The 25,672-nt window shown below is 69.6% G+C and carries 16 protein-coding genes; 8 read left to right on the top strand and 8 right to left on the bottom strand.

The genetic code is table 11. From position 1 onward, the window contains the following. The first annotated feature begins 15 nt into the window (after positions 1–15). Entirely contained in the window at positions 16–795 is a 780-nt protein-coding gene (gene proC, locus AC1RSK_RS11575) for a pyrroline-5-carboxylate reductase (RefSeq protein ID WP_492907688.1), read from the top strand. 227 nt (positions 796–1,022) lie between these two features. After that, complete coding sequence (locus AC1RSK_RS11570) at positions 1,023–1,265, top strand: DUF6356 family protein (protein ID WP_492907687.1); 243 nt, start codon at positions 1,023–1,025, stop codon at positions 1,263–1,265. 156 nt (positions 1,266–1,421) lie between these two features. Here the strand turns inward: AC1RSK_RS11570 and AC1RSK_RS11565 are convergent, their stop codons facing one another. After that, a complete protein-coding gene (locus AC1RSK_RS11565; protein WP_492907686.1) occupies positions 1,422–3,185 on the bottom strand; it encodes a DUF885 domain-containing protein in 1,764 nt (587 codons plus the stop codon). A gap of 293 nt (positions 3,186–3,478) precedes the next feature. On the opposite strand from AC1RSK_RS11565, the gene AC1RSK_RS11560 reads away from it, so the two are divergent. Beyond that, a complete protein-coding gene (locus AC1RSK_RS11560; RefSeq protein ID WP_492907685.1) occupies positions 3,479–4,897 on the top strand; it encodes an amino acid permease in 1,419 nt (472 codons plus the stop codon). Positions 4,898–5,090: 193 nt separating this feature from the next. On the opposite strand, the gene AC1RSK_RS11555 is transcribed toward AC1RSK_RS11560, so the two are convergent. From AC1RSK_RS11555 to guaD, 7 genes are all read right to left on the bottom strand, one after another. Then, on the bottom strand, positions 5,091–6,032 hold the full coding sequence (locus AC1RSK_RS11555; RefSeq protein WP_492907684.1) for a type II secretion system F family protein: 942 nt from the start codon (positions 6,030–6,032) through the stop codon (positions 5,091–5,093). Between the two features lies 1 nt (position 6,033). After that, the gene (locus tag AC1RSK_RS11550; RefSeq protein ID WP_492907683.1) at positions 6,034–7,002 is read right to left on the bottom strand and encodes a type II secretion system F family protein; all 969 of its coding nucleotides are present in this window, start codon (positions 7,000–7,002) and stop codon (positions 6,034–6,036) included. Between the two features lie 14 nt (positions 7,003–7,016). Next, on the bottom strand, positions 7,017–8,393 hold the full coding sequence (locus tag AC1RSK_RS11545; RefSeq protein WP_492907682.1) for a TadA family conjugal transfer-associated ATPase: 1,377 nt from the start codon (positions 8,391–8,393) through the stop codon (positions 7,017–7,019). Then, positions 8,393–9,571: a CpaE/TadZ family protein gene (locus AC1RSK_RS11540; RefSeq protein WP_492907680.1), complete on the bottom strand. Its 1,179-nt coding sequence runs from the start codon at positions 9,569–9,571 to the stop codon at positions 8,393–8,395. The genes AC1RSK_RS11545 and AC1RSK_RS11540 overlap by 1 nt, the downstream gene beginning before the upstream one ends. A 15-nt stretch (positions 9,572–9,586) precedes the next feature. Next, positions 9,587–11,014 (bottom strand): type II and III secretion system protein family protein, encoded by a 1,428-nt coding sequence (locus AC1RSK_RS11535; RefSeq protein WP_492907679.1) that lies wholly within the window; start codon positions 11,012–11,014, stop codon positions 9,587–9,589. A 1-nt stretch (position 11,015) separates the two neighbouring features. Then, positions 11,016–11,942 (bottom strand): Flp pilus assembly protein CpaB, encoded by a 927-nt coding sequence (gene cpaB / locus AC1RSK_RS11530; RefSeq protein ID WP_492907678.1) that lies wholly within the window; start codon positions 11,940–11,942, stop codon positions 11,016–11,018. A 236-nt stretch (positions 11,943–12,178) separates the two neighbouring features. Next, positions 12,179–13,474 carry a guanine deaminase gene (gene guaD, locus AC1RSK_RS11525; protein WP_492907677.1) on the bottom strand — a complete coding sequence of 432 codons (1,296 nt, stop codon included), beginning with the start codon at positions 13,472–13,474 and terminating at the stop codon, positions 12,179–12,181. A gap of 271 nt (positions 13,475–13,745) precedes the next feature. On the opposite strand from guaD, the gene AC1RSK_RS11520 reads away from it, so the two are divergent. The 5 genes from AC1RSK_RS11520 (at position 13,746) to ileS (ending at position 25,614) form a co-directional block, all read left to right on the top strand. Beyond that, positions 13,746–21,197: a hypothetical protein gene (locus AC1RSK_RS11520; protein ID WP_492907676.1), complete on the top strand. Its 7,452-nt coding sequence runs from the start codon at positions 13,746–13,748 to the stop codon at positions 21,195–21,197. A 127-nt stretch (positions 21,198–21,324) separates the two neighbouring features. Continuing rightward, positions 21,325–21,615 carry a hypothetical protein gene (locus tag AC1RSK_RS11515; RefSeq protein WP_492907675.1) on the top strand — a complete coding sequence of 97 codons (291 nt, stop codon included), beginning with the start codon at positions 21,325–21,327 and terminating at the stop codon, positions 21,613–21,615. 22 nt (positions 21,616–21,637) lie between these two features. Further along, complete coding sequence (locus tag AC1RSK_RS11510; protein ID WP_492907674.1) at positions 21,638–22,216, top strand: hypothetical protein; 579 nt, start codon at positions 21,638–21,640, stop codon at positions 22,214–22,216. A gap of 23 nt (positions 22,217–22,239) precedes the next feature. Continuing rightward, entirely contained in the window at positions 22,240–22,596 is a 357-nt protein-coding gene (locus AC1RSK_RS11505; RefSeq protein ID WP_492907673.1) for a phage holin family protein, read from the top strand. Positions 22,597–22,752: 156 nt separating this feature from the next. Beyond that, a complete protein-coding gene (gene ileS / locus AC1RSK_RS11500) occupies positions 22,753–25,614 on the top strand; it encodes an isoleucine--tRNA ligase (protein WP_492907672.1) in 2,862 nt (953 codons plus the stop codon). Positions 25,615–25,672 lie beyond the last annotated feature (58 nt).

Genomic DNA, 25,672 nt, shown 5'->3' with positions numbered 1-25,672 from the left:
CAGGACCCGCCCCCCATGACCCCTCTCCTCATCCTCGGCGTCGGACGCATGGGCGGCGCCATGATCGAGGGCTGGCGGCGGGCCGGGACCTTTTCCGCCTCCGAGATCTACATCCGCGATCCCAATCCCGGCGCCGCCGACATCCACGGCATGCGGCTCAATCCGCCGGACAGCGAGCTCGGCGCCTGCCGCACCGTCCTCCTCGCCGTCAAACCCCAGGTCTGGCGCGAGGCCGCCGCCCAGGTCTCGGCCCACCTCTCCCCCGACGCCGTGATCGTCTCCATCGCCGCCGGCGTCGCCGCCGCCGACATCGCGCAGGCCTTCGGCGGCCTGCGGGTGGCCCGCGTCATGCCGACCACCGCCGTCGCCATCAACCAGGGCACGGCATCCGTCTGCGCCGCCGACCCCCAGGCCCGGGCCCGCGCCCACGCCCTGTTCGACCCGCTCGGCAAGGTGGTCGAGATCGCCGACGAAGACCTGATGCACGCCGCCACCGCCGTCAGCGGCTCCGGCCCCGCCTACCTCTACGCCTTCACCGAGGCGCTGGAGGCGGCGGGCGTCGCCGCCGGCCTGAGCCCCGAGGCCGCCGCAACGCTGGCCCGCTCCACCCTGACCGGCGCCGCCGCCCTGATGGCCTCGGGCGACACGCCGCCGGCCGAGCTGCGCCGCCAGGTCACCTCGCCCGGCGGCACCACCCAGGCGGCGCTGGAGGTGCTGATGGCCGAATCGGGCCTCGAGCCGTTGTTGAAACAGGCGGTCGCCGCCGCCGTCGCCCGCTCGCGCGAACTGGGCTGAATTTCATCATTCGACCGCCATCTTTTACAGCCACGACCTCCATGAAATTGTCGCTTCACCGACATTCAATACAGCCGCCATCCCTGCATCAAATAGCGGAAAACATTGAACAATCGGGCCTTACCCCGGGGCCGCTCCTGCTATAGTGGTCGCCGCTTCGATTACCCTGCCGCCTTGATCCCGCCGCCAGCCCCTGCCAAGCAGGGCCACCACATCGAGGGCCGACGATGGACAACCCCTTCACCGCACACCCCCGCGCGGTTGGCGAGACCTATACCGAACACTTCCGCGCCTCCTGGGGCGTGGGGCTGACCCTGCTGGCGGCGGGGCTGGCCTGCTTGGTTCACGGCCTCGTGCCGGCGATGTTCAAGACCACCGGCAGCCGCACCATCCATCGCCTCAACGCCAAGCTCACCGGCCGCAAGCCGGACGGGGCGGGGTACGGGGACTGGACAGGGGCGGGGGTTTAGCCCACCGAAACACCAAAAATAGCTGTCATCCTCCGGTCGCGTAGCGGACCGGGGGACCCATGGCGGCTCCGGAAGGACTCCCCGCAGTTTTCACGCGGAAAGATGGGTCCCCCGGTTCCCGCTTCGCGGGCCCGGAGGATGACAGATTGAAAGAGGCTAACGCGCCTTCTCACTCGCGATCCACCGGTCGATCCGCGCTTCCAGCAGGTCCATCGGCAGCGGTCCTGCCAGCAGCACCGCGTCGTGGAAGCGGCGGACGTCGAACGTCTCGCCCAGTTCCGTCTCGGCCTTGGCCCGCACCTTCACCAGGGTCCGCTCGCCGATCTTGTAGGCCAGGGCCTGGCCGGGCCAGCTCACATACCGCGCCAGTTCGGCGTCGATGTTGTGGGCCGACAGGGCGCTGTTGTCGGTGAAGCAGGCGCGGGCCTTCTCCAGGTCCCAGCCGAGGTAGTGCATGCCGGTGTCGGCGACCAGCCTGCAGGCGCGCCACATCTCGTAGGACAGCCGGCCGAACTGCTCATAGGGGTCGCGATAGATGCCCATCTCGACGCCCAGCCGCTCGGAATACAGCCCCCAGCCCTCGACGAAGGCGGTCATGTCGGCGTCGCGGCGGAAGGCCGGGACCTCCGGCAGCTCCTGGCTCAGGGCGATCTGCAGATGGTGGCCGGGGACCGCTTCATGCAGGGTCAGGGCCGGCAGTTCGTACAGGCCCCGCTGGTCCAGCTTGCCGGTGTTGACCATATAGCCGCCGGCCACGCCCAGCTGCGGGCTGCCGGGGAAGTAGCGGCCGGTCGTGTAGTTGTCCTCGATCTCCCGAGGCACCTCGCGCACGCCGTAGGGCAGGCGGGGCAGGGTCCCGAAGAAGGCCGGCAGGCGGTCGTCGATGCGCTTGGCGATCTCCGAGGCCTTCTCCATCAGGTCCTGCCGCGACTCGGCGACGAACCGCTTGTCGCTGCGCAGGAAGGCGAGGAACTCGGGAAAGGTCCCCTTGAACCCGGTCTGGGCCATGACGGTGTCCATCTCGGCCCGGATGCGCGCCACTTCGGCGACGCCCAGCGCATGGATCTCCTCGGGCGTCATGTTGGTGGTCGTGTAGTGGCGGGCCAGCCAGGCGTAATAGATCTTGCCGCCCTTCAGCCGGCCAACGCCGATCTCGGGCTTGGTGGCCGGGATGTATTCCTTCTCCAGGAAGGTGACGAAGGCGGCCCGGGCCGGGGTGATCTTCTCCGTCAGCAGGGCGACGCCGCGGGCCTTGAAGGCGGCCTTCTCGGCCGGGGTGACGCTGGCCGGCAGCTTGTCGAACACCCGCACCAGCGGGTCGGCCTCGGTGACCGGCTTGGCGACGTTGGCTCTCGCCTCGCCCAGCACCCGTTCGGCGATGTAGCGCGGCTGCACCCAGCCGGTCTTGATGCCCCGGCGGGCGTTGTCGGTGCTGTCGGCCCACAGCTTGGGCACGCCGGCCAGTCGGCTCAGCCAGGCCTCGGCGTCGGCCTTGCTGCTCATCGGGGCGCTGTCGGCCAGGTAGCTGAGGTTGCCTTCCCAGGTGTCGTCGCTGGAGAAGGCGAAGCGGCTCTGGTCGAATTTGATCGAGGCGATGTCGTCGTCGACCACCCGGATCAGGATGGCGCGGTTGAGGGCGTCGTTCTCCGACAGGCCGCCTTCGGGAATCTCCTTCAGCCGCGCCTCGAAGCCGGCCAGGTCCCTGGCCCGCCGCTGGTCGGCCGCCAGGGTGACGTCCGGCAGTTTGCCCAGCGCCTCGCGATCGCCGTTGGCCCCGGCCCCGATCGGGTTCTCGCGGTCGGACCAGGCCTGGTAGTCGGCGACGATGGCGTCCAGCCTGGCCTTCGAGTCCGGCGCCTGGGCCGCGGCGGCCATGGGAACGAGGACGATCAGGGCGGCGGCGCTCAGGGCCTTCCACATGGCGGGGTCTCTCCGATGATGCGGCGGCGAGGTTGGACCGGCCGATTTGCCCACGCAATCCCTTCTCCCGCTGGTCGGGAGAAGGTGGCCCGCGAAGCGGGTCGGATGAGGGCAGAGCGGAAGGTGAAGGTTGGCGACAGCGCCGAACGCGCCAGAACGCGCCCAGCTATCCGGGGCCGGCGCTGCCCTCATCCGGCGGCTACGCCGCCACCTTCTCCCGACGAGCGGGAGAAGGGACTTTTCAGGGCGGGCAAAACACCCCCATCCTCGCGCCAATTCCGGGGAGAATCCGCATGAGTTTCCTGACGCGTCGCAAGCCCATGGACGGCGGGTTCGTCGCCGAGCATCACAAGCTCAAGGCCACCTTGGGCTGGCCGCACCTGATCGCGCTCGGCGTCGGGGCCATCGTCGGCACCGGTATCTACACCCTGATCGGGGTCGGAGCCGGGCTGGCCGGGCCGGGCGTCATGCTCAGCTTCGCCATCGCCGGGGCCGTCTGCGCCTGTGCGGCTCTCGCCTATGCCGAGATGGCCACCATGATGCCGGCCGCCGGCAGCGCCTATACCTACAGCTACTCGGTGCTCGGCGAGGGCCTGGCCTGGATCGTCGGCTGGAGCCTGATCCTCGAATACACCGTCGTCTGCGGCGCCGTCGCCGCCGGCTGGGCCGGCCACGCGGCCGAGTTCGTCACCATCCCCGTCGACCCCAAATGGATGGCCTCGACCTTCGCGCTGGAGAGCGGCCACCTCGTCTTCAGCGGCGGCTTCAACCTGCTGGCCGCCCTGATCGCCCTCCTCGTCGCCGGCCTGCTGCTGGTCGGCACCAAGGAGAGCGCCACGGTCAACATGATCCTGGTCGCCGTGAAGCTGGCGGCGCTGGGCCTGTTCGTCTTTCTGGCTTTGCCGGCCTTCGACGCCAGCCACTTCACCCCCTTCAGCCCGTTCGGCTTCTCGGGCGTCAACGCCGACGGGACCAAGGTCGGGGTGATGGCGGCGGCCTCGATCATCTTCTTCGCCTTCTACGGCTTCGACGCGGTGTCGACCGCCGCCGAAGAGACCAAGAATCCGGAAAAGAACCTGACCATCGGCATCGTCGGCTCGATGATCGCCTGCACGGCCATCTACATGCTGGTCGCCGCCGCCGCGATCGGCGCCGTCCTGCCCGACCTGTTCGCCAAGGCCGACGCGCCGCTGGTCTATGTCATGGAGCAGCTGGGCCACGCCGGGGCCGCCAAGCTGGTCGCCGCCGCCGCCGTCATCGCCCTGCCGACGGTGATCATGGCCTTCATGTACGGCCAGAGCCGCATCTTCTTCGTCATGGCCCGCGACGGTCTGCTGCCGGTCGGACTGGCCAAGGTCTCCAAGCGCGGCGCCCCCAGTTTCGTCACCCTGATCACCGGCGTCCTGGCCGCCCTCTTGGCCGGCTTCCTGCCGCTGGGCGAGATCGCCGCCCTGGCCAATGCCGGCACCCTGGCCGCCTTCGTGGCCGTGCTGGTCTGCATGATGATCCTGCGGGTCAAGGCGCCGCAGCTGAAGCGCATCTTCAAGACCCCGCTCTGGCCGGTGGTCGGCGTCTTCGGCGTGCTCGGCTGCCTCTACCTGTTCACGACCCTGCCCAACACCGCCATCTGGGGCTTCTTCATCTGGAACGGCATCGGCGTGGTGGTCTACCTGCTCTACGGACGGCGGAAGAGCGCGTTGGCCAAGGCCTGAAGCCGCAGGAGTTACGGGGACACCAGACTTATCTCAGGCAACCGGCGGGGACCGAGTTTCGGGGACACTATACTTAATTCCGGCCACACCGCTGGCTGCACAAGCAAGGCCAACGGAATTAAGTATAGTGTCCCCGAAACTGCGCCAACGAGCGGGGGCGAGATAAGTCTGGTGTCCCCGCAACTCCGTAGGACTACCCCCCACCGACCATCGACTGGCTGATCCGATACGCCGCCGGCAGGATCAGCACGCCGAGCAGGCAGGGGAAGATGAACAGGATGAGCGGGACCATCAGCTTGGCCGGCAGGGCCATGGCCTTCTCCTCGGCCCGCAGCATCCTTTTGGACCGCATGTCGTCGGAGAAGACGGCCAGGGTCTCGCCCAGGCTGGTGCCCATCTCCTCGGCCTGGCGCAGCATGGTGGCCAGGGACCGGGCCTCCTCGATGCCCAGCCGTTCGGCGAAGGCGCCCCAGGCTTCCCGGCGCGCCTTGCCGGCCCGCAGCTCCAGGGTCAGGAACCGCAGGTGGGCGGCCAGGTTGGGATAGCGGCGGCCCATCTCCTCGGCCACCCGGTTGACGGCGGCGTCGAGGGAGAGGCCGGCCTCGACCGAGGCGACCAGCAGGTCGAGCATGTCGGGAAACCCCTCCATGTACTCGAGTTCCATCTTCTTCCGCCGGCCCTTGACCACCTGGTCGGGGCCGAGGATGGCCGCCACGGCGAAGACGCCCGCCGCGGCGATGGCCGCCGGCCCGCCGATGCCGCTCAGCGCCCAGGGGACGGTGAACAGGGTGGCGACGGTGGCGACGATCAGGCTGGCCCCGCGGGCGCCCAGGTAGATGGCCACGGCCTCGCGGTTGTACCAGCCGGCCTGGATCAGCTTGGCGCGGATGTTGCTGAGCTGGGCCGGGTCCTGGATGGCCATCTTCTCGCCCAGCCGCTTGACGCCGCGCATGACGCCGCTGTCGGACTTGGCCTGGCCGGGGCGGCTGGCGACCGTGTCGCCGGCCAGCCGCTGGCGGCGCTTGGCCCCGCTGCGGGCCTCACGCAGCAGCATCATGCCGCCGCCGCCGACGCTCATGGCGATCAGCCCGGCCGCCGCATAGGTCAGGATCTGCTGGAAGAGCACGGGGTCCATGTCAGATCCTCATGTCGATCATCTTGCGCATGACCATGTTCCCCAGGAACATCCATCCGCCCAGGATACAGAGGCCGATCTGCACCGGCCGCTCGCCGATGACGTCGCCGTAGAAGTGCGGGCTGGCGAACGTAAGAATGCCCAGCACCCCGAACGGCGCCGCGGTCAGGATGATGGCGCTGGCCCGCCCTTCCGAGGAGGCGGCCTTGATCTTCAGCCGCATCTTGTGGCGCTCGCGCACGGCCTTGGCGTTCATCTTGAGCAGGCCGGTCAGGTTGCCGCCGCTCTTCTCCTGCAGGCGGATGGTGGCGGCGAACAGGTCGACGTCGGGGTGGCGGCAACGGTCGGCGATGCGGCCGATGGCCTGCTGCAGGGTGGCGCCATAGGCGATCTCGTCGCCGGCCATGCCGAACTCGCTGCCAAGCGGATCGGGCATCTCGCGGCCGACCAGGGCGATGGCCGTCGGCACCGGGTGGCCGGCCTCCAGGCTGCGGATGATGACTTCCAGGGCGTTGGGCAGCTGCAGGCCGATGGCCTTGGCCCGGGCCCCGGCCTTGAACTTCAGGAAGAAGACCGGAACGATGATCCCCAGCGCCGGCCCGGCCCCGGCCGCGATCATCCAGTTGCGCGTCCACATGAAGACCACGGCGCTGACCAGGGCCGCGCCCAGCAGCACCATCGGCAGGTGCTTCTTCAGCTGCACATTGACGCCCGAGCGGATGACCAGGTCGTTGAACCAGCCCATGCCGCGGGCCACCTCGCCGTCAGCCGTCAGTCCCCGCTGTTTGCGCAGTTCCCCGACCAGCTGTTCCAGGCTGCCGGTCTTCTCGACGGTGGCCAGCCGCTTGTTGACCTTGCGCCGGGCGACGCCGACCCGCGCCAGGCCGGTGATCGCCTGCACGCCGGTGAACACCGCCGCGAAGACCATGATCAGCACGGCCCATTTGGGATCGAAGGTGAAGCTGGGCATCTAGGGCGGCCCCATCACAAGGGTCTTTGGGGATCGAAGTTGGCGGTGTCGTAGTGGATGCCCCGGCGGTTCATCTCGTCGAGGCATTTGGGGCGCAGGCCGGTGGCCCTGAACTCGCCCTGCACATGGCCGTCGGCGTCGGTGCCGGTGCGGTGGAAGCCGAAGATCTCCTGCATCTGGACCACCTGGCCCTCCATGCCGGTGATTTCCGAGACGCTCATCACCTTCCGCTTGCCGTCCGACAGACGCATGACCTGGACGATCATCCCCACGGCGCTGGCGATCTGCCCGCGGATGCTTTCCGGCGTCAGGCTCAGACCGCCCATGGCCACCATCTGCTCCAGACGGGTGATGGCGTCGCGGGGGGTGTTGGCGTGGATGGTGGCCATCGAGCCTTCGTGGCCGGTGTTCATGGCCTGCAGCATGTCGAAGGCTTCCTCGCCCCGGACTTCCCCCAGGATGACCCGGTCGGGCCGCATCCGCAGGGCGTTCTTGACCAGTTCGCGCTGGCGGATCTCGCCCTTGCCCTCGATGTTCGGCGGCCGGGTCTCCATCCGCACCACATGCGGCTGCTGCAGCTGCAGTTCGCAGGCGTCCTCGATGGTGATCAGGCGCTCGCCCTCGCTGATGGCGGCCGAGAAGGCGTTCAGCAGGGTGGTCTTGCCCGAGCCGGTGCCGCCGCTGATGACGGTGGAGACCCGCGCCTTGACCGCCCCGTGCAGGAACTCGGCGACACAGGCCGGCATGGCCCCGACCCCGACCAGCCGTTCCAGGCTCAGCGGCTTCTTGGAGAATTTGCGGATCGACACAGCCGCGCCGTCCACCGTGATCGGATAGATGGCGGCGTTGACCCGGCTGCCGTCGGCCAGGCGGGCGTCGACCATCGGGCTCGACTCATCGATCCGCCGGCCGACGGCGGCGACGATGCGGTTGACGATGCGCAGCAGGTGGTCGTTGTCGCGGAAGCGGATCGGGGTCAGCACCAGCTCGCCGCGCCGCTCGATATAGACCTGGTTGGGGCCGTTGATCAGGATGTCGTTGATCGACTCGTCCTTGAGCAGCGGCTCGATGGGACCAAGGCCGACCATCTCGTCGAACACCTCGGCGCCCAGCTGGTCCAGCTCGACGGTGTTCAGCGCCAAGCGGCCATCTTTGGCGAACTCGCCGACCAGCTTGCGCACCTGGCGGCGCATCTCGCCCTCGTCGAGCTCGCCGAGTTTGCCCAGATCGATCTCCTCGATCAGCCGGGCGTGCAGCCTCAGCCGCATGTCGAGCATGTCGTTGTCGACGCTGGACGGCGGCGGGGTCTCGGCGACCGCGACGATGGTGGTCGCAACCCCTTCGAAGACCGGCTCGGCGACCGGCGCGCGGCGCAGGGAGAAGCGGGCCATCAGGCAGCCCTCCCGGCGTGACCGGGCGCATGGGCCGGGTGCGGCGCGGCGGCCAGCAGGCGGTCGACGATGTCGTCGACGTCCTTGGCGATGCGGCTCTTGGGCCGGTGGCTGCGGATCGGACCGCCCAGGTTGACCGAGGCGGCGGCGGCTTCCCAGTCGCTGGTCAGGCCGCCGTCGGCCTTGCGGCCCAGGGCCTTTTCGGCCTCCGAGGTCGAGGGGGCGGGACCGAACACCCGCTTGGCCAGGCGATTGAGGATGATGCGCGGGCCCGGACCCTCCGGCAGGTCGGCCTCGAACTCGCTGACCAGGCTGCGGGCGGCCAGCAGGGCCGGCACCGTCAGCTCACTGACCACCAGCAGGGCGTCCGAGCCGGCCATGACGTCCATGGTCCAGGACCGGCGATGACGCGGCGCATCGACGATGACGAAGTCATAGACCTGGCAGGCCACTTCCAACACCCGCACCACCGCCTCGGCCGAGACGTTCTCGAAGCCGTGCGGATCGCGGGTCTGGGCGATCAGGTCGAAGCCGCCGGGGGCCGGGCTGGCGAACACCTCCAAGAGAGCGGCGTCGATCCGCTCCGGCTCCTGGCTGGCGCGGCCCAGCATCATGTTGGCGGCCGCGCCCAGGTAGGCGGCGCTGGCCCCGTCTGCGAGGTTGAGGTCGATCAGCACCACCCGCTTCTTGCCCTGGGCCCGCTCGGCCAGGGCGGCGGCCAGCTCGACGCAGAGGGTGGTCGCGCCGGCCCCGCCGACGGCGCCGGTGACGGTCCAGCAGCGGCCGGTCTGCACATGCGCCGCCGGCTGGGCGATCTCGGTGGGCTTGAGCAGCAGCATCGCCGCCTCGCCCAGGTCGCGGGGCGCGAACGGGGCCTCGACGATGTCGGCGCGCGGCAGGCGCAGCAGGGCCCGCATCAGCCCGGCCGGCAGCTGGTCGCCGGCCAGAATCGCGGCCGGCGGGAAGGGCAGGCGGGCCAAGAGGGCGATGGCCTCGGCCAGGGCCACGGGATCGGCCGAGCCGTCCAGCACCACCAGCTCCGGCTCATGACCGGGCGGCCAGCCGGGCGGCAGCATGTCGGCGGCGACGACCTCCAGGCGCGCGCCCTCGAAGGCGGCCCGGCAGGCCTCGGCCAGACCGGGCCCGATAGCCAGAACGCGGCGGTCGGCGAAACTCATGGTCTTAAGCTTCCTCTAGTTGACGGACGGCAGGCCGGGCGGGGTCTGGCCGACGGGAGCGGTCATCGGCTTGTCCATGACCATGCTCTGGAAGATGACGTCGATGGCGGTCGGCTCGGAGCCGGCGATCATTGGGTTGGGGGTCAGGGCCCGGCTGCCGGCCGCCGTGGTCAGCCGCGGCGTGACCAGGATCAAGAGCTCGGTCTCGGACCTTTTCCAGCGGCCGGACTTGAACAGCGTCCCCAGCACCGGGATGTCGCCCAGCCAGGGCAGCTGGCGCACGGCGTTGACGTAGTCCTGCTGGAACATGCCGGCGATGGCGAAGCTTTCCCCGTCGCGCAGTTCGATGGTCGTCGAGGCGCGGCGCACGGTCAGGGCCGGCAGCTCGTAGGTTCCGATCCGCAGGGCGTTGGTCGGATCCAGGGCGCTGACCTCGGGGGCCACCTTCAGGCGGATCAGGCCGCTGTCCTGGACGGTCGGGGTGAACTTCAGGTTCACCCCGAACGGCTTGAACTCGATGGTCACCTCGCCGACCCCGGCCGGCACCGGATAGGGGAACTCGCCGCCGGCCAGGAAGGTGGCTTCCTCGCCGCTGATCGCCGCCAGGTTCGGCCGCGCCAGGGTGCGGATGATGCCCTTCTCCTCCAGCGCCCTGAGGGTGACGTCGATGGTGGTCGGGCCGACGTTGGTCGAGATGCCGAGCGTGCCCTGGGCCGGGTTGTTGCCGATCAGGCCCAACCCCGAACCAAAGACGATGCCGCTGTTGTTGGCCACGGCCAGGTTGACGCCGAAGTCCTTCAGGCTGTCGCGGCTGGCCTCCAGGATGCGGACCTCCAGCATCACCTGCTGGGCCGCCTCGACGGTCAGGGTCGAGCTGACGCCGCCGGGGGCGTAGCGTTCGGCGATGGTCTTGGCGCGGGCGGCGACCGAGCTGGTCGACACCTCGCCGGTCAGCATCAGCCCGCCGGCCAGGTTCGACACCTTGATCGGCTCGCCCGGCAGGGCGGCGGTCATGTCGGACTGGATGCCGGACAGGTCGTGGCCGACCTTGACGTCGATGACTTCGACCAGCCGCTTGTTGGTGTCGTAGACCAGGATGTTGGTCGCGCCGAGGGTCTTGCCGCGGATGTAGAGGCTGCGGTCGGTGTTGGCGACGATCTCGGCGATGTCGGGCTGGGCGACGACGATCTGGCCGGCCGAACCGCTCAGGCGGAAGGCCGTCGACTTGTCCTTGGCGACGGTGATCGAGCGGCTGGGGGCCGCGTCGGCCGTGAAGGTCGGGAAATCGACGTCGGGCAGCACGGCGGCCGCGATGTTGGGGGCGACGACGGGCGTCCCCTTCTTGGCCTGGGCCGGGGCCTGGGCGAAGGCGGGCGCCGCGGCCCCCAAGGAAACGGAAAAGCAAGCCAGGCAGGCGCCGGCGGTCAGCAACAGAACGCGCATCTTAGAAGCCTCCCAGGCGATCGGTGGGCACCTGGACGGTCACCCGTTCGGAGCCCTGGACCACGGTCAGGGTGTGTTGTTCAGGGGCCCGCGCGGCGGCGGGGCGACGGGGGCCGACGGCGCGGCGGGCGGGCTTGGCGGCGCCGACCGGGGCGGGGGCCAGGCCCCCGGAGGTCCAGGTCAGGGTGCGCACCGGCGCGGCCTGGGCCAGCTCGACCGAGCCGGTGCGGCGCAGGGCCAGGGACAGCTCGCCGACCTGGGCGGCGACGGCCAGCTTGGCGGCGTCCTCCAGGGACACTTCCAGGGTGGCGGTCTTGGGGATGAACTTGTCGACGTTGGCCGGGTCGGCGATCAGGTCCATGCCCAGAACCTTGACGTTCTGCAGCACCGCGCCGCTGACCGCCCCGCCCTTGCCGCCGGCCCCCTCGACCTTGACGTCGTCGCTGGGCTCCATGGCGACCAGCACGTCGACCCGGTCGCCGGGGGTGACATGGCCGCCGCCGCCCGAGACGTCGGTGACCTTGATGGTGTAGGCGCGCATGCCCTCGCCGATGACGGCGGCGACATTGGCCTTGACGCCGCCGCCCGACAGCTTGGCGGGCAGCAGCGGTTCGCGGGCCGAGAAGCGGGCCAGGGTGACCGGGCCGCCGTTGTCCAGCGCGGTGACCGCGTCGATGGTCGAATAGGTGCCGTCCGGGACCGCGTCCTTGGGCAGCTTGATGATCATCAGGTCCTTGGAGGTCAGCTTCACCCCGAACGGGATGTCGGCCTTGGCCGCGACCACCGGAATAAGGTTCTGGACGGGGGCGACGGAGGCCGCCGCCTTGCCCTGTCCGGTCCCATCGGGCAGCCAGGTCTTGGCGACGACCAGCGCTCCGACGCCCAGCAGGGCCGATGCCCCCAGGCTGACTATAGTGGCGACACGCATTTTGACGTCCCCGCGTTACCCCTGGGGTCCCGCGGTCGCGGACTCCCCGAACTGACAGACAGGGTTACGGGTGGGGGCTTAGGATATGCTCAAGATATACAGTAAAGGTCCGTATACCGTGTTTGGTCGCACGGGATGGTTAGCGAACGTTTACTGAATTGCCGGATCGTTATGATTGTTTAACCACAAATTGCCCTTGGGGACAGGTACGCCGCTTCGCGCCGAACCAGTCCCCATCACCCGCGCTGGTGCGCAAGTTCGCCCGCCAGATAGGTCCGCTCGACCGTCCGGTCGTCGCCCAGCACCATCAGGGCGAACAATCGCTCGGCCAGGCTGCTCGCCCCCGCCGTCCGGCGGCCCAGCCCCGGAACGCCGCCCGGGTCCAGCACCACGAAGTCGGCCTCCATCCCCGGCTCGAAGGCGCCGATGCGGTCCTGAAGGCCCAGCGCCTCGGCCCCGCCCCGGCCGGCCAGATAGAGGGCGGTCAGGGGGTCGAGCGTCGTCCCCTTCAGCTGGCCGACCTTCCAGGCCTCGGCCGCCGTGGTCAGCAGGCTCCAGCTGGTCCCCGCCCCGATGTCGGTGCCCAGCGCCACCTTCACCCCGAAGCCCCGGGTGCGTTCCAGGTCGAACAGGCCGCTGCCGAGGAACAGGTTGGAGGTCGGGCAGAAGGCGCAGGCGCATTTCGCCTGGCCCATGCGGGTCAGGGCCCGGTCGTCCAGATGGATGGCGTGGGCGAACAGCGAGCGGTCGGTGACCAGGCCGAAGCGGTCGTAGACGTCCAGATAGTCGGCGGCCTCGGGGAAGGCCTGGCGGGTGGCCTCGATCTCGGCGGCGTTCTCCGACAGGTGGGTCTGCATCCAGACGTCGGGGTTGTCGGCCACCAGCCGCCCGGCCAGGGTCAGCTGCTCGGGCGAACTGCCAAGCGCGAACCTCGGCGTCACCGCGTAGCCCAGCCGCCCGCGGCCGCGCCAGGCCCGAATCAGCGCCTGCGTCTCTTCCGCCCCGCCCTGCGCGGTGTCGCGCAGGCCCTCCGGTCCCCGGTCCATCAGGCATTTGCCGGCGATCAGCCGCATGTCGCGGGCCAGCGCGTCCTCGAACAGCGCCTCGACCGAAGCGGCATGCACCGAGCCGAAGACCATGGCCGTGGTCGTGCCGTTGGCCAGCAGGGTGTTGAGGAAGCGTCCCGCCGCCTCGCGCGCGTGGCCGGGATCGGCGAAGGCCCGCTCGGCCGGGAAGGTGTAGCGCTCCAGCCAATCGAGCAGGGCCCCGCCGGGCGAGGCGATCATGTCCAGCTGCGGAAAATGGATGTGGCCGTCGACGAAGCCGGGGGTGAGGATGCGGCCGGGCAGGGCCTCGATCGGCACGTCCTGCGGCAGGGTCGGGGCCAGGTCGTCCCAGGCCCCGGCCTGAATGATCCGGCCTGCCTCGACAAGCAGCAGACCATCTGGAAAATGCCGCAAAGCCGCCGCATTTGAGGCCGGATCGCCCAAGGTCCAGACCAGTTCCGACCGCCATCCGCGCAAACCCGTCATCGACCGCCTGTATCCTCATTCTGGGCCATGCGACCCTGACGTAAAAGCGTCATAACACGTTGGCGCGAATGGCATTACTCAAGATGGGTCATCAAATCGAACAATGTTCGCGTCTAGAGCGATTTGCCCCCCAAACAAGGCAGACGACACGAAATTTCCCGATGGACGTTGGCCACGCCCTCGCCTAGGTTCGCCGAACGATGTTTCCAAATTTGGCGGCGTGCGCCCGCGCGCCTGCCAAGAAAATAAGCAACCTGAGGGGGCTGCCCATATGTCCGTTTCCATCCGTAACCGTCGTCGCGTATCCCTGCTGGCCAGCTCCTCGCTGGTCGCCGCCAGCCTGTTGGCCGGCGTCGTGGGCCTTTCCAGCCTGGCCATCGCGCCAGGGGTGGCCATGGCCGCTGACGAATGTGGCGACCCCTCGACCAACGCCGGAGCCGACGACATCTTCGTCTGCGCCGGGGCCTATGTGGCGGTCGACTACACGACGACGACCAACGGCGACCTGACCCTCAACCTCGAAGACGGCGTCACCGTCACCAACGGCATCGCCATCACCGGCAACGCCGGCGAGCGCCTGACCGTGCGGGCGACGACCAATGTGGTCGGCGCCGGCGACCCGACGATCGTCAATCCCCTCGGCTACGCCATCGACATCCAGGGCCAGGGCCCGGCGGTCCTCGTCGACCTGCGCTCGACCGACGTCGGCGTCGACGGCGGCCCCGGGCCGGCCATCGGCTCCGGCCGCGGCATCAACGCCACCAACACCGCGGGCGTGGTGCAGGTGCGGATGAACGAAGGCTCGGTCAACGCCGTGGCCGGCTTCGGCATCAACGCCGTCGGCAGTGGCGACGTCCTCGTCAACCTGACCAATGAGACCACCGTCACCGCCTCCGGCACCGCCGTGCGGGCCATCTCCACCGGCGGCGGCACCTCCACCGTGTTCGCCACCGGTCTGCTCTCGGGCGCCGGCATCGGCGTGTTCGCCAACGGCGCCGGCGGCGTCGATGTGACGACCGGCGCGGTCAACGTCACGGGCGCTCAAGGCATCAGCGCCACCTCGACCGGCGGCAATGTCACGGTCACCACCAATGGCGACGTCAGCGGCATGGCCGGCATCGTCACCAACTCCGGCACCGCCGGGACCACCGTCGTCACCCTGAACGGCGACGTTACCGGCACGGCCGGCATCGGCGTCGCGGGCCAGGTCGGCGACGCCGACTACACCCTCAACGCCTTCGGGACCGCGATCACCGGCACGGGCGCCGCCGGCGTCTCCATCGTCTCCAACGGCACTGGCGTGGTTACCGTCAACGTCTCCGACGTCACCGGCGACGACGGTGTCGTCGTCGACGGCACGACCGGCGCCACCGACGTGACGGTTACTTCCGACGGCCTGGTCACCGGCGTCACCGGGGCCGGCGTCGATGTCACCGCCAACGGCGCGGTCACCATCACCGTCAACGACACCAGCTCGGTCGGCTACGGCGCCATCGGCACCAGCAACAACGGCAACGCCACCGTCATCGCCAACGGCGCCCTGAACGGCGGCGGCGGCATCGCGGCCATCACCAACGGGTCCGGAACGGCCTTCGCCCTGGTCCAGACCGGCGCCACCATCAACGCCACCGACCCCTTCCTGTTCGGGGCCCTCGCCAACGCCACCGGCGGCGGCAACGCCATCGTCACCGTGGGCGGCGATGTCACCGACGGCGGCATCGGGGCTTTCGCCGTCGGCGCCGGCACTGTGGATATCAACGGCGACGGCAACGTCTCGATGCTCAACCTCTTCTCGGCGGTCGCGGCCTCGACGGATACCGGCCTGCTGTTCATCAACCTGACGGGCGATGTCAGCAGCACCGACGCCGACGGCTTCAACCTGTTCAGCAACAGCGGTCCGATCACCGTGTTCAGCAGCGGCGTGGTGACGGCCGGCGACGATGGCGTTGACGCCATCAGCCTCAGCGGCTCGGTGAACATCAACATCAGCGGCTCGGTGACCGCCACCGACATCGGCGTGCAGGTCACCACCGGCGGCGCCGGTGTGGCCAACATCAACGGCGACGTCACCGGCGCGACCGGCGTCAGCGTCACCGGCACGGGTACGGGCACGGCCACGGTCAACCTGGGCGGCGCCAGCAGCGTGGAAGCCACCGGGGCCGGCTACGGCGCCGTGGCCACCACCACCGGTTCCGGCGACGCGACCATTTCGCTCGGCGGCACGGTTGTGGACGGCGGCGTCGGCGCCTTCGCGCTCGGCTCGGGCAACGTCCTGGTGACGGGTTCGGCTTCGGTCAACAACATCGGCGCCGGCCCGGCGATCAGCGCCACCACCGACACCGGCACGCTCACCATCAACACCGGTGGCTCGGCGAGCAGCAGCGGCGGCGACGGCATCAACGCCGTCAGCAACACCGGCCTGGTCACCGTGACCACCGGCGGGACCATCGGGGCCGGCGGCAACGGCATCGTCGCCACCAGCGACGGCGGCGTCGACGTCAACAACGGCGCGGTGATCACCGCCGCCGCGACCGGCATCGCCGGCAGCGGCGCCGGAACTGTCGACCTCAACACCAGCGCCAACGTCACCGGCGCGACCGGCATCACGGCGGTCAGCACCGGCGGCGGCGTGGCGTCCATCACCGTCCAGGCCGGCGCGACGGTCACCGGCACGGCCGGCGACGGCGCCAACGCCGACAGCTCGACCGGCGTCGCCTTCATCGACAACGCCGGCGCCCTGGTCGCCACCGGCGGCGACGGCGCGCAGGCGACGACGACCACCGGCATCGCCCAGATCGTCAACGAAGCGGGCGCGACGATCAGCGCCACCGGCGGCATCGGCGCGACCGCCAGCGCCACGAGCGGCGTGGCGCTCGTCAGTGATGCCGGCGCCGGCATCACCGGCACGACCGGCATCTCGGCGACGTCGACCTCGGGCGTCGCCCTGGTCTTCAGCAACAACGTCACCGGCACGGCCGGCGACGGCATCACCGTCACCACCGTCAACGGCGTCGCCCAGGCGATCACCGCCGGCACGATCGTCTCGACCGGCGGCAACGGCGTCACGGCCTTGTCCACCGGCGGCGGCGCGGCCGCCGTGTTCGGCTCGGCCAGCATCGACGCCTCCGACGGCTACGGCATCCTGGCCCAGGCCACGGCCGGCGGCCAGGTCATCGTCGGCTACACCGGCAACATCGGTACGCCGGGCGACCCGACCGCGTCTGGCGGCATCCTCGGCCTGAGCACCGGCGGGACCGGCACGGTCACCGTCGTGGCGGTCAACAACATCTACACCGACGGCGCCGGCGCCTTCGGGGCCGGCGTCGCCGGCGTCAGCGGCAACACGGCCGGCGCGGTCGACGTCTCCTTCCAGGGCGTGATGGTCAGCGGCACGACCGGGGTCGGTGGCGGCATCTTCAACGCGGCCAACGCCGATGGCGTGACGGTCACCGTCGGCGACGGCTCCTCGATCACCGCCGGCGTCGCCGGCACGCGGTCCATCAACACCGGCCTCGGCACGGCGACCACGGTCATCGGGGCCGGCGTCACCATCGATCCGGACGACTACGGCTCCTACACCTCCTCGGCGGCCAATGACGCCACCGTCACCATCGGCAACAACGTCATCATCGTGGTCGGCAACACCGACGCCGACAACATCGCCTACGGCGTCTACGCCGAAAGCGGCCAGGCGGCCGACGACGCGGTGGGTGATGAGTCCGTCGAGATCACCATCGGCACGGGCGCCAGCATCACCGTCGACGACGGCGCGGCGGGCGACGCCGACGGCGGTGGCGGCGTCATCGCCGTGGCTACCGGCGCGACCGGCGGCATCGACATCGACATCGGCGATGGTCTCAACCTGACCATGACCGGCAACAACGCCGTCGGTGTCGGCGCCAACAGCGTCGGCGGCGACATCTTCATCACCACCGGCACGGGGACCATCGACATCCTCGGCCTCGACAGCGTCGACCTGACCGGCAACTTCCCGGGTTCGGCCGGCATCGGGGCGATCTCGACCTCGGGCAACATCCTGATCCAGTCGGCGACCGCCATCGCGGTCAACAACGGAACCCTCGACGCGGCCGGCATCTTCGCCGAGAGCGGCGGGGCCGGGACCGTCACCGTGGTCTCCACGGCCCAGATCTTCTCCAGCGACACGGGGATCAGCGCCGAGGCCGTCGACGGCAACGTCGTGGTCAACAGCGGCGCCTTCATCGGCGCCGTCGCCGGCGCCGGCATCAGCGCCCTCAACACCGGCACGGGCGACACCTCGGTCTTCTCCACCGCCTCGATCACCAGCGTCCAGGGCAACGGCGTCACCGCCGCGAACACCGGGACCGACGGCTTTGTCCTGGTGAGCACCAGCGGCGGCACGATCACGGCCGGTTTCGACGGCATCGCCGCCGGCGCCAGCAACGCCGCCAACACCCAGCTGGTGCAGGTCATCAACAGCTCGGCCATCAACGCCAACACCGGCGGGCTGGGCGGTTACGGCATCCTCGGTGTGCAGGTCGGCAGCGGCGGCATCTCGATCACCAACTCAGGCGCCATCGGCGGCTCGGCCTTCTCGGGCATCGTCGGCCTCGACAGCAACGCCGCCGGTCAGATCGTCGTCGTGAACAGCGGCGCCATCGGCTCGGCGGGTGACGCGGTGACCTCCAACGGCATCATCGGCTCGGCCAACGGCGGGGCCAGCATCAACATCCAGTCGACCGGCGGCGGCATCTGGGCCGGGAACACCGGCATCCGCGCCAACTCCACCAGCACGGGCAACGTGTTCGCCTTCACGACCGCGACCAGCCCGATCACCGTCACCGGGGCCGGCGGCGCCGGTATCTGGGTCAACACCCTCGGCGGTACGGCGCAGGTGGCCAACAACGCGGCCATCAACAGCGCCGGGGCCGGCATCATCGCCACCAACACCAGCGGCACGATCAGCGTCGGCACCAGCGGGACGGTGACGGCGACCGGCGGCGACGCCATCTTCTCCAGCGCGACGACGGGCAACTCGACCATCTTCACGGTGGCGGGCGGCACGTTGAACGGCAGTGACGACGGCATCGACGCCTCCAGCACCACCGGCTTCATCGACATCGACACGGCCGCCACCGTCACCGGCGCCGATGTCGGCATCCTGGCCACGGCCTCCGGCGCCGGGGTGATCACCGTCAACACCACCGCGGCGTCGGCGGTCACCGGCACGGCCGGCGACGGCATCAACGCCTCCACGGTCGGCGGCACGGTGACCATCGGCACGGGCGCCACGGTCATCGGCGGCGACGACGGCATCGAAGCTTCCAACACGACGGGCTTCATCGACATCGACACCTTGGGTACGGTGACCGGCGCCGACACCGGCATCCTGGCCACGGCCTCCGGCGCCGGAGTGATCACCGTCGACACCGCCGCCGCGGTCACGGGCACGGCCGGCGACGGCATCAACGCCACCTCGGTCGGCGGCGCGGTGACCATCGTCACCGGCGCCGCGGTCGTTGGCGGCGCTGACGGCATCCAGGCCGGCACCACCGGCGCGACGCTGATCGTCACCAACAACGCCACCGTCAGCGGCGGCGCCAACGGCATCCTGACCGCCAACGGCGGCGCGGGCGTCAGCACCCTGAACGTCAACCAGAACGTCACCGCCACCGGCGCCGGCTTGGCGGCTATCAACGCCGCGACCACCGGCACGGGCGCGGTCAACGTCCTGATCGCCAACGGCCGGACCATTCAGGACGTCAACGGCAGCGCCATCCGCACCGGTTCGGGCGGCGGCGCGGTGACCGTCAACACCGGCACGGGCTCGACCATCGTCGGCGCCGGCGCCGGTGGGACCAGCTGGGTCGTCGATCTCAACAACGCGGCGGGCGGCACGACCACCTTCAACGTCGGCGCGGGCTCGATCGTCCGTTCGACCGACAACACCGTCGGCGGCTACAACGATCTGGCCATCCGCGGCGTCGGCGGCAGCGTCATTGTCAACAACGCCGGCCGCATCAACGGCGTGGTGCGGTTCAGCGGCCTGACCGGCAATGTGGTGTTCAACAACAGCTCGCTGACCAGCTGGCACACCGTCGGCGCCTCCGTCTTCTCGCCTGGGGCCGACGTCCTGAACAACACCGGGGCGATCTTCACCAACGCCGGCACCGTCGGCGGCCTGCCCGGCCACAACGACACCAGCTTCGACTTCGGAGCCGGGGTCGACACCTTCACCAACACCGGCCTTCTGGTGGTCGGCGAGCCGGCGCTGACCACCTCCACCCTGACCATCACCAACCTGGAAGCGCTCAACAACAGCGGCCGTATCGTCTTCGGTAGCGCCGGCGTGGACCTGACCGCCCTCTCGGACGGCCAGATCAACGACCGCATCCTGGCCTCGGGCACGACCTTCACCGGTTCGGGCTCCAGCCGCCTGGTGATGGACGCCAACCTCGGCGCCGTGGTGCAGACCAGCTGCGCGGTCCTGGCCGCCGCCGACTGCCTCAGCCTGACCGGCGGCAGCACGGCCGGCAGCACCCAGATCAAGGTGACGGACACCAGCGGCAACGCCTTCGGGGCCTTCAACCCGACCGGCATCGTCCTGGTTGACGTGGCCGGGGCCGGCGCGACGGCGGCGACGCACTTCTCGCTGGATCCGACCTCGTCGTTCTGGCGCGCCGACCTCAACTCGGCGGATGGCGTGCTGGATAAGGGTCTGTTCTTCTACGACCTGACCCTGAACCTCAACAAACAGCATGTCCTGGTGGGCCTGCCGGACAGCGAGGCCTTCGAGTTCACCACCTTCGGGGCCGCCGTCTCCAGCATCTGGCAGACGACCACGGGCATGTGGTTCGAACGCCAGGCCGACCTGCGCACCCAGCTGCCGGCGCTCGACGACAGCGGCGCGGGCATCTGGGTCAAGGTCAGCGGCGCCGCCGCCGAGCGCGACCGGATCCAGGGCTACGACCTGTTCGGGGTGACCTATAACTTCGACACCTCCTACCAGCAGAACACCATCAGCCTGATCGGCGGCCTGGACTACATGGGCGGCGGTTCGGGCAAGGCCTGGGTCATCGGTGGTCAATTCGGCTTCGTCGACAGCGACGTCAACTTCGACAACTCCAACACCCTGACCTCTTTCGAGGGCACGACGCTGGGGGTCTACGGCACCTACGTCTCGGGCCCGCTGTTCATCGACGCCATCGTCAACGCCAACTGGCTGGACTACGAGCACCAGGCGATCACCCTGGCCCCGGCCCCAAACAACATCTTCACCGGCTCGGTCGACAGCCTGGGCTTCCAGGTCGAAGGTGGCTGGACGGTGCCGATTGGCGGCAACGGCTTCTTCGAGCCGCTGGGTTCGCTGTCCTACCTCTCCTCGTCGATCGACGCGGTGGATGTGCCGGGGGCCAACGTCGACTTCGACGACGTGACCAGCCTGCGCCTCAGCCTCGGCGGCCGACTGGGCGTCGATGTCGACCATGGGACCTTCTCTTCGAAGTGGGCCCTGGTGGCGCGCTACTGGAACGAGTTCGAGGGTGAAAACGACGTCACCTTCCACTCGGCCGGCCCGGACTTCACCCTGACCGACGACTTCTCGGGCAGCTTCGGGGAAGTCGGCGGCACCGTGAACGTCTACGGCGCTGACGACCGCTTCTCGGCCTTCCTGAACCTCGGCGTGAAGTTCCAGGACGACTACCAGTCGGTTGACGGAAGCCTCGGCATCCGCTGGCGCTGGTAGGTCGCCCGTCGTCGACCAGACTTCGGACGGGCCGGTCGCAAGACCGGCCCGTTTGCATTCCGCCCTTCGCAACGGCGCCGCCAGAGCGCCTCATTCAAAGATCATCGAACGTCATCGAGGAATATCCATGCCCAAAGCCGTTCCCGCGCCCGCCGAGGCGACCTACATCGACCGCCCGGACCTGGCCGAGACCTTCGCCGACAAGGCCCACCGCCTGACCTTCGACGGCCGCACCCTGCGCATCGAGTTCTGCGTCGAGCGGCCGACCGACGAGGCCGGCGGCAAGGCGGCCAGCCCGGTCTGCCGTCTGGTGCTCGACCTCGACGGCGCCGTTGATCTCTTCAACAAGATCAATACGCTCCAGGCGGCCATGGAAAGCCGTGGCGTCATCAAGACCAACCGTCGCGACGCGGCCTAAGCGCCCCATCAGGAGTTTGCGTATGATCAAATCTCTCGCCCTGGGTCTCGCCGCCACGATGCTGATGGTCGCCGCCCCCTCCGGACAGATGGCGGTCGCCCAGACCCCGCCGGTCAAGGCGCCCTCGGCCGGCGCGCCGACGCCGCCGCCGGCCCCGGCCGCGCCCCTTGGCCCGCCCCGCGCCTTCCCCGGCTACACCCAGCCCGAGGTCGGCGCCGCCGCCTGCCGGGTGATCAGCCAGACCCAGACGATGTGCACCATCCCCGCCATGGTCGCCGGCCGCTACATGGCCCGCGCCAGCGGCACCTCGACAGCCCAGGGCGAGGGCGCCGCCCAGGCCCTGGTGATCACCGTCGGCGGCCGCGCCTGCGGCCGGGTCGACCGCCGCCCGACCAAGGAAAGCCCTTGGACGACCGGGCCCAAGACCCTGGTCGGCGACTGCGAGTTCGTCGTCGTCACCGACCGGCCGCTGCAGGTCATCGCCACCTACGGCGACGCCAAGGCGACCAAGGATCCCCGGGGCCCGAGCCTGAAGATTGACCGCCTGCCCTGGGACGGGGTGATGTCGGCCAGCATGTCGGCGCCTGAGCAACCGCAGTAACGGCCGCGCATTAGGATACCGTCATGGCCCGCTTCCTGGTCCAGTTCCTGTTCGCCGTCGCCGGCTTCTGGGCCGCGCAGGCCTGGGTGCCTGGCATCGAGGCGCACGGCTGGACCAGCCTGGTCATCGCCGCCCTGCTGCTGGGCATCGCCAACGCCATCGTGCGGCCGATCCTGGTGGTGCTGACCTTTCCGGTGGTGTTCATCACCTTCGGCCTGTTCCTGCTGGTCATCAACGCGGCCATGCTGGGCCTGGTCGGCTGGCTGATGAAGGGGCTGGAGGTCAACGGCTTCTGGCCCGCCTTCTGGGGCGCCATCATCATCGGCATCGCCAGCTGGATCGGCTCCAAGCTGGTCGGCGAGGCTGAGGCGAAGGGCTGACACTGGCGCTCCCCCGCCCGCTCTGTTAGAGCCCGGGGCATGACCCGTGTCCGGATGACTTCGCGAATTACCCGCCCGGCGTGACGCCGCCGGCCTCCGTCGCGCGCGCCGGGATCTCCTTCGCCCGTCCGATCAGATAATCCGAGACCTACACCCATGGCCGACGACGCCACTCCCGTCCGCGACTACCGCGAAACCGTCTTCCTTCCCGACACCCCCTTCCCGATGCGCGCGGGCCTGCCCAAGCTCGAGCCCGAGATCCTCAAGGCCTGGGAAGAGGCCGACCTCTACAACGCCATCCGCGCCGAGCGGCAGGCGGCCGGCGCCCCGCTGTTCGTGCTGCACGACGGCCCGCCCTACGCCAACGGCGCCATCCATATCGGCCATGCGCTGGACAAGACCCTGAAGGACTTCGTGGTCCGCAGCCGCTTCCTGCTCGGCTTCGACGTCGACTTCGTGCCCGGCTGGGACTGCCACGGCCTGCCCATCGAATGGGAGATCGAGAAGGAGTTCAAGGCCAAGGGCCGCGCCAAGGACGAGGTCCCCTCGGCCGAGTTCCGCAGCCGCTGCCGCGAATTCGCCGCGGGCTGGATCGGCGTGCAGATGGAGGGCTTCAAGCGCCTGGGCGTGCTCGGCGACTGGGAAAACCGCTACGCCACCATGGACTTCACCAGCGAGGCGACCATCGTCGCCGAGTTCCACAAATTCGTCGCCTCGGGCCAGCTCTATCGCGGCTCCAAGCCGGTGATGTGGAGCCCGGTCGAGCGCACCTCCTTGGCCGAGGCCGAGATCGAGTACGCCGACCACGTCAGCCCGACCATCTGGGTCAAGTTCCCGGTGACCAAGGGCCTCGATGACGCCGCCGTGGTCATCTGGACCACCACCCCCTGGACCATCCCGGCCAACCGGGCGATCAGCTTCAACCCGGCCATCGACTACGGCCTCTACCGTATCGCCAGCCTGGAAGCCGACCTGGCGTTCGAGCCCTGGGTGAAGCCCGGCGACCGGCTGGTGCTGGCCGACAAGCTGGCCGAAGAGGTGCTGAAAGCCGCCAAGGCCGCCAGCTGGACGCGCCTGGACGCCGTCGATCCGGCCGGCCTGACCACGGCCCACCCGCTGGCCGCCCTGGCCCCCTCGGCCGACGACCGCCAGGGCTTCGGCTTTCCGGTGCCGCTGCTGGCCGGCGACCATGTCACCGACGACGCCGGCACGGGCTTTGTCCACACCGCCCCCGGCCACGGCGCCGACGACTACCTGGTCTGGCTCAAGCACGGCCACAAGGACATCCCGGAGACCGTCGACCCCGACGGCGCCTACTACCCCCACGTCCCCCTGTTCGCCGGCCTCAAGGTGCTGGAGACCGAGGGCAAGAAGCTGGGTAAGTTCGGCCCCGCCAACCCGGCGGTGATGGAAAAGCTGATCGAGGCCGGCAACCTGCTGGCCCGTGGCCGGCTGGAACACTCCTATCCGCACAGCTGGCGCTCCAAGGCCCCGGTCATCTTCCGCAACACGCCGCAATGGTTTGTGCGGATGGACAGCGAACAGGGCCCGTCCCTGCGCGACAAAGCCCTGGCCGCCATCGACGCCACCGCCTTCTACCCGGAGGCCGGCCGCACCCGCATCCGCGGCATGGTCGAGACCCGCCCCGACTGGCTGATCAGCCGCCAGCGGGCCTGGGGCACGCCGCTGGCCATGTTCGTCGACAAGGACACCGCCGAGCCGCTGGTCGACGCCGCCGTCAACCGGCGCATCACCGACCTGATCGCGACCGAGGGCGCCGACGCCTGGTACCTGCGCCCGGCCAGTGACTTCCTCGGCGACCTCGACCCGGCCAAGTACGAGAAGGTCGAGGACATCCTCGACGTCTGGTTCGACTCCGGCTCGACCCATGCCTTCACCCTGGAAGGCCGGGGCAACACCCACTGGCCGGCAGACCTCTATTCGGAAGGCTCCGACCAGCATCGAGGCTGGTTCCAGTCCTCCCTGCTGGAGGCCTGCGGCACCCGTGGCGCGGCGCCCTACAAGGCGGTGGTCACCCACGGCTTCACGCTCGACGAGCAGGGCCGCAAGCAGTCCAAATCGCTGGGCAACGTCACCAACCCGGCCGACATCATCAAGGAATACGGCGCTGAGATCCTGCGCATGTGGACGGCGCTGACCGACTACGCCGAGGACCAGCGGATCGGCAAGACCATCCTGGCCGGGGTGTCGGACGCCTATCGCAAGCTGCGCAACACCCTGCGCTACATGCTGGGCGCCCTGGCCGACTTCAACGAGGCCGAGCGTGTGCCGCTCGACCACCTGCCGTCGCTGGAACGCTACATCCTGCATCGCCTGTGGGAGCTGGACGGCCAGGTGCGCGAGGCCTATGGCGCCTACAATTACGCCGACGTTCTGCGGCCGGTGCTCGACTTCTGCCAGGGCGACCTCTCCAGCCTGTTCTTCGACATCCGCCGCGACAGCCTCTACTGCGACCGGCCCGACGCCCTGGCCCGCCGCGCCTATCGCACGGTGCTGGAGGCGGTGTTCGAGCGGCTGACCGCCTGGCTGAACCCGATCGCCCCCTTCACCATGCACGAGGCCTGGGCCAGCCGCTTCCCGGACGCCTCGGCCAACGCCTTCCGCGTCATCCCGGACACCCCGGCCGAGTGGCGCAATGACGAGGCCGCCGCCCGCTGGGGCCGGATCGAGCAGGTCACCTCGGCAGTGACCGCCGCCCTGGAAGTCGAACGCCGCGAAAAGCGCATCGGCTCGTCGCTGGAGGCCGCCCCGGTGGTCACCGTCGGCGATCCGGCCCTGCTGTCGGCCTTCGACGGCCTGGACGCGGCGGAAATCTTCCGCACCAGCTCGGCTCGCTTCAAGGAAGGCGGGGAAGGGATCAGCGTCGACCCGGCCCTGGCCGAGGGTGAAAAGTGCGCCCGCTGCTGGCGCATCCTCACCGAGGTCAAGCCGGCCACCCAGCTGTGCCTGCGCTGCGAGGACGCCGTCGCCGCCTGGGACAAGGCCAGCGCGGCCTGATATCGGTTGGGCCTGACTTCAAGGAGCGCTCCCGCTTGAGCATCGAGACCCCGGAAAC

It is taken from the genome of Caulobacter sp. GW821-FHT11A05, assembly GCF_058809015.1.
This window is presented reverse-complemented; position numbering and strand designations above follow the sequence as displayed.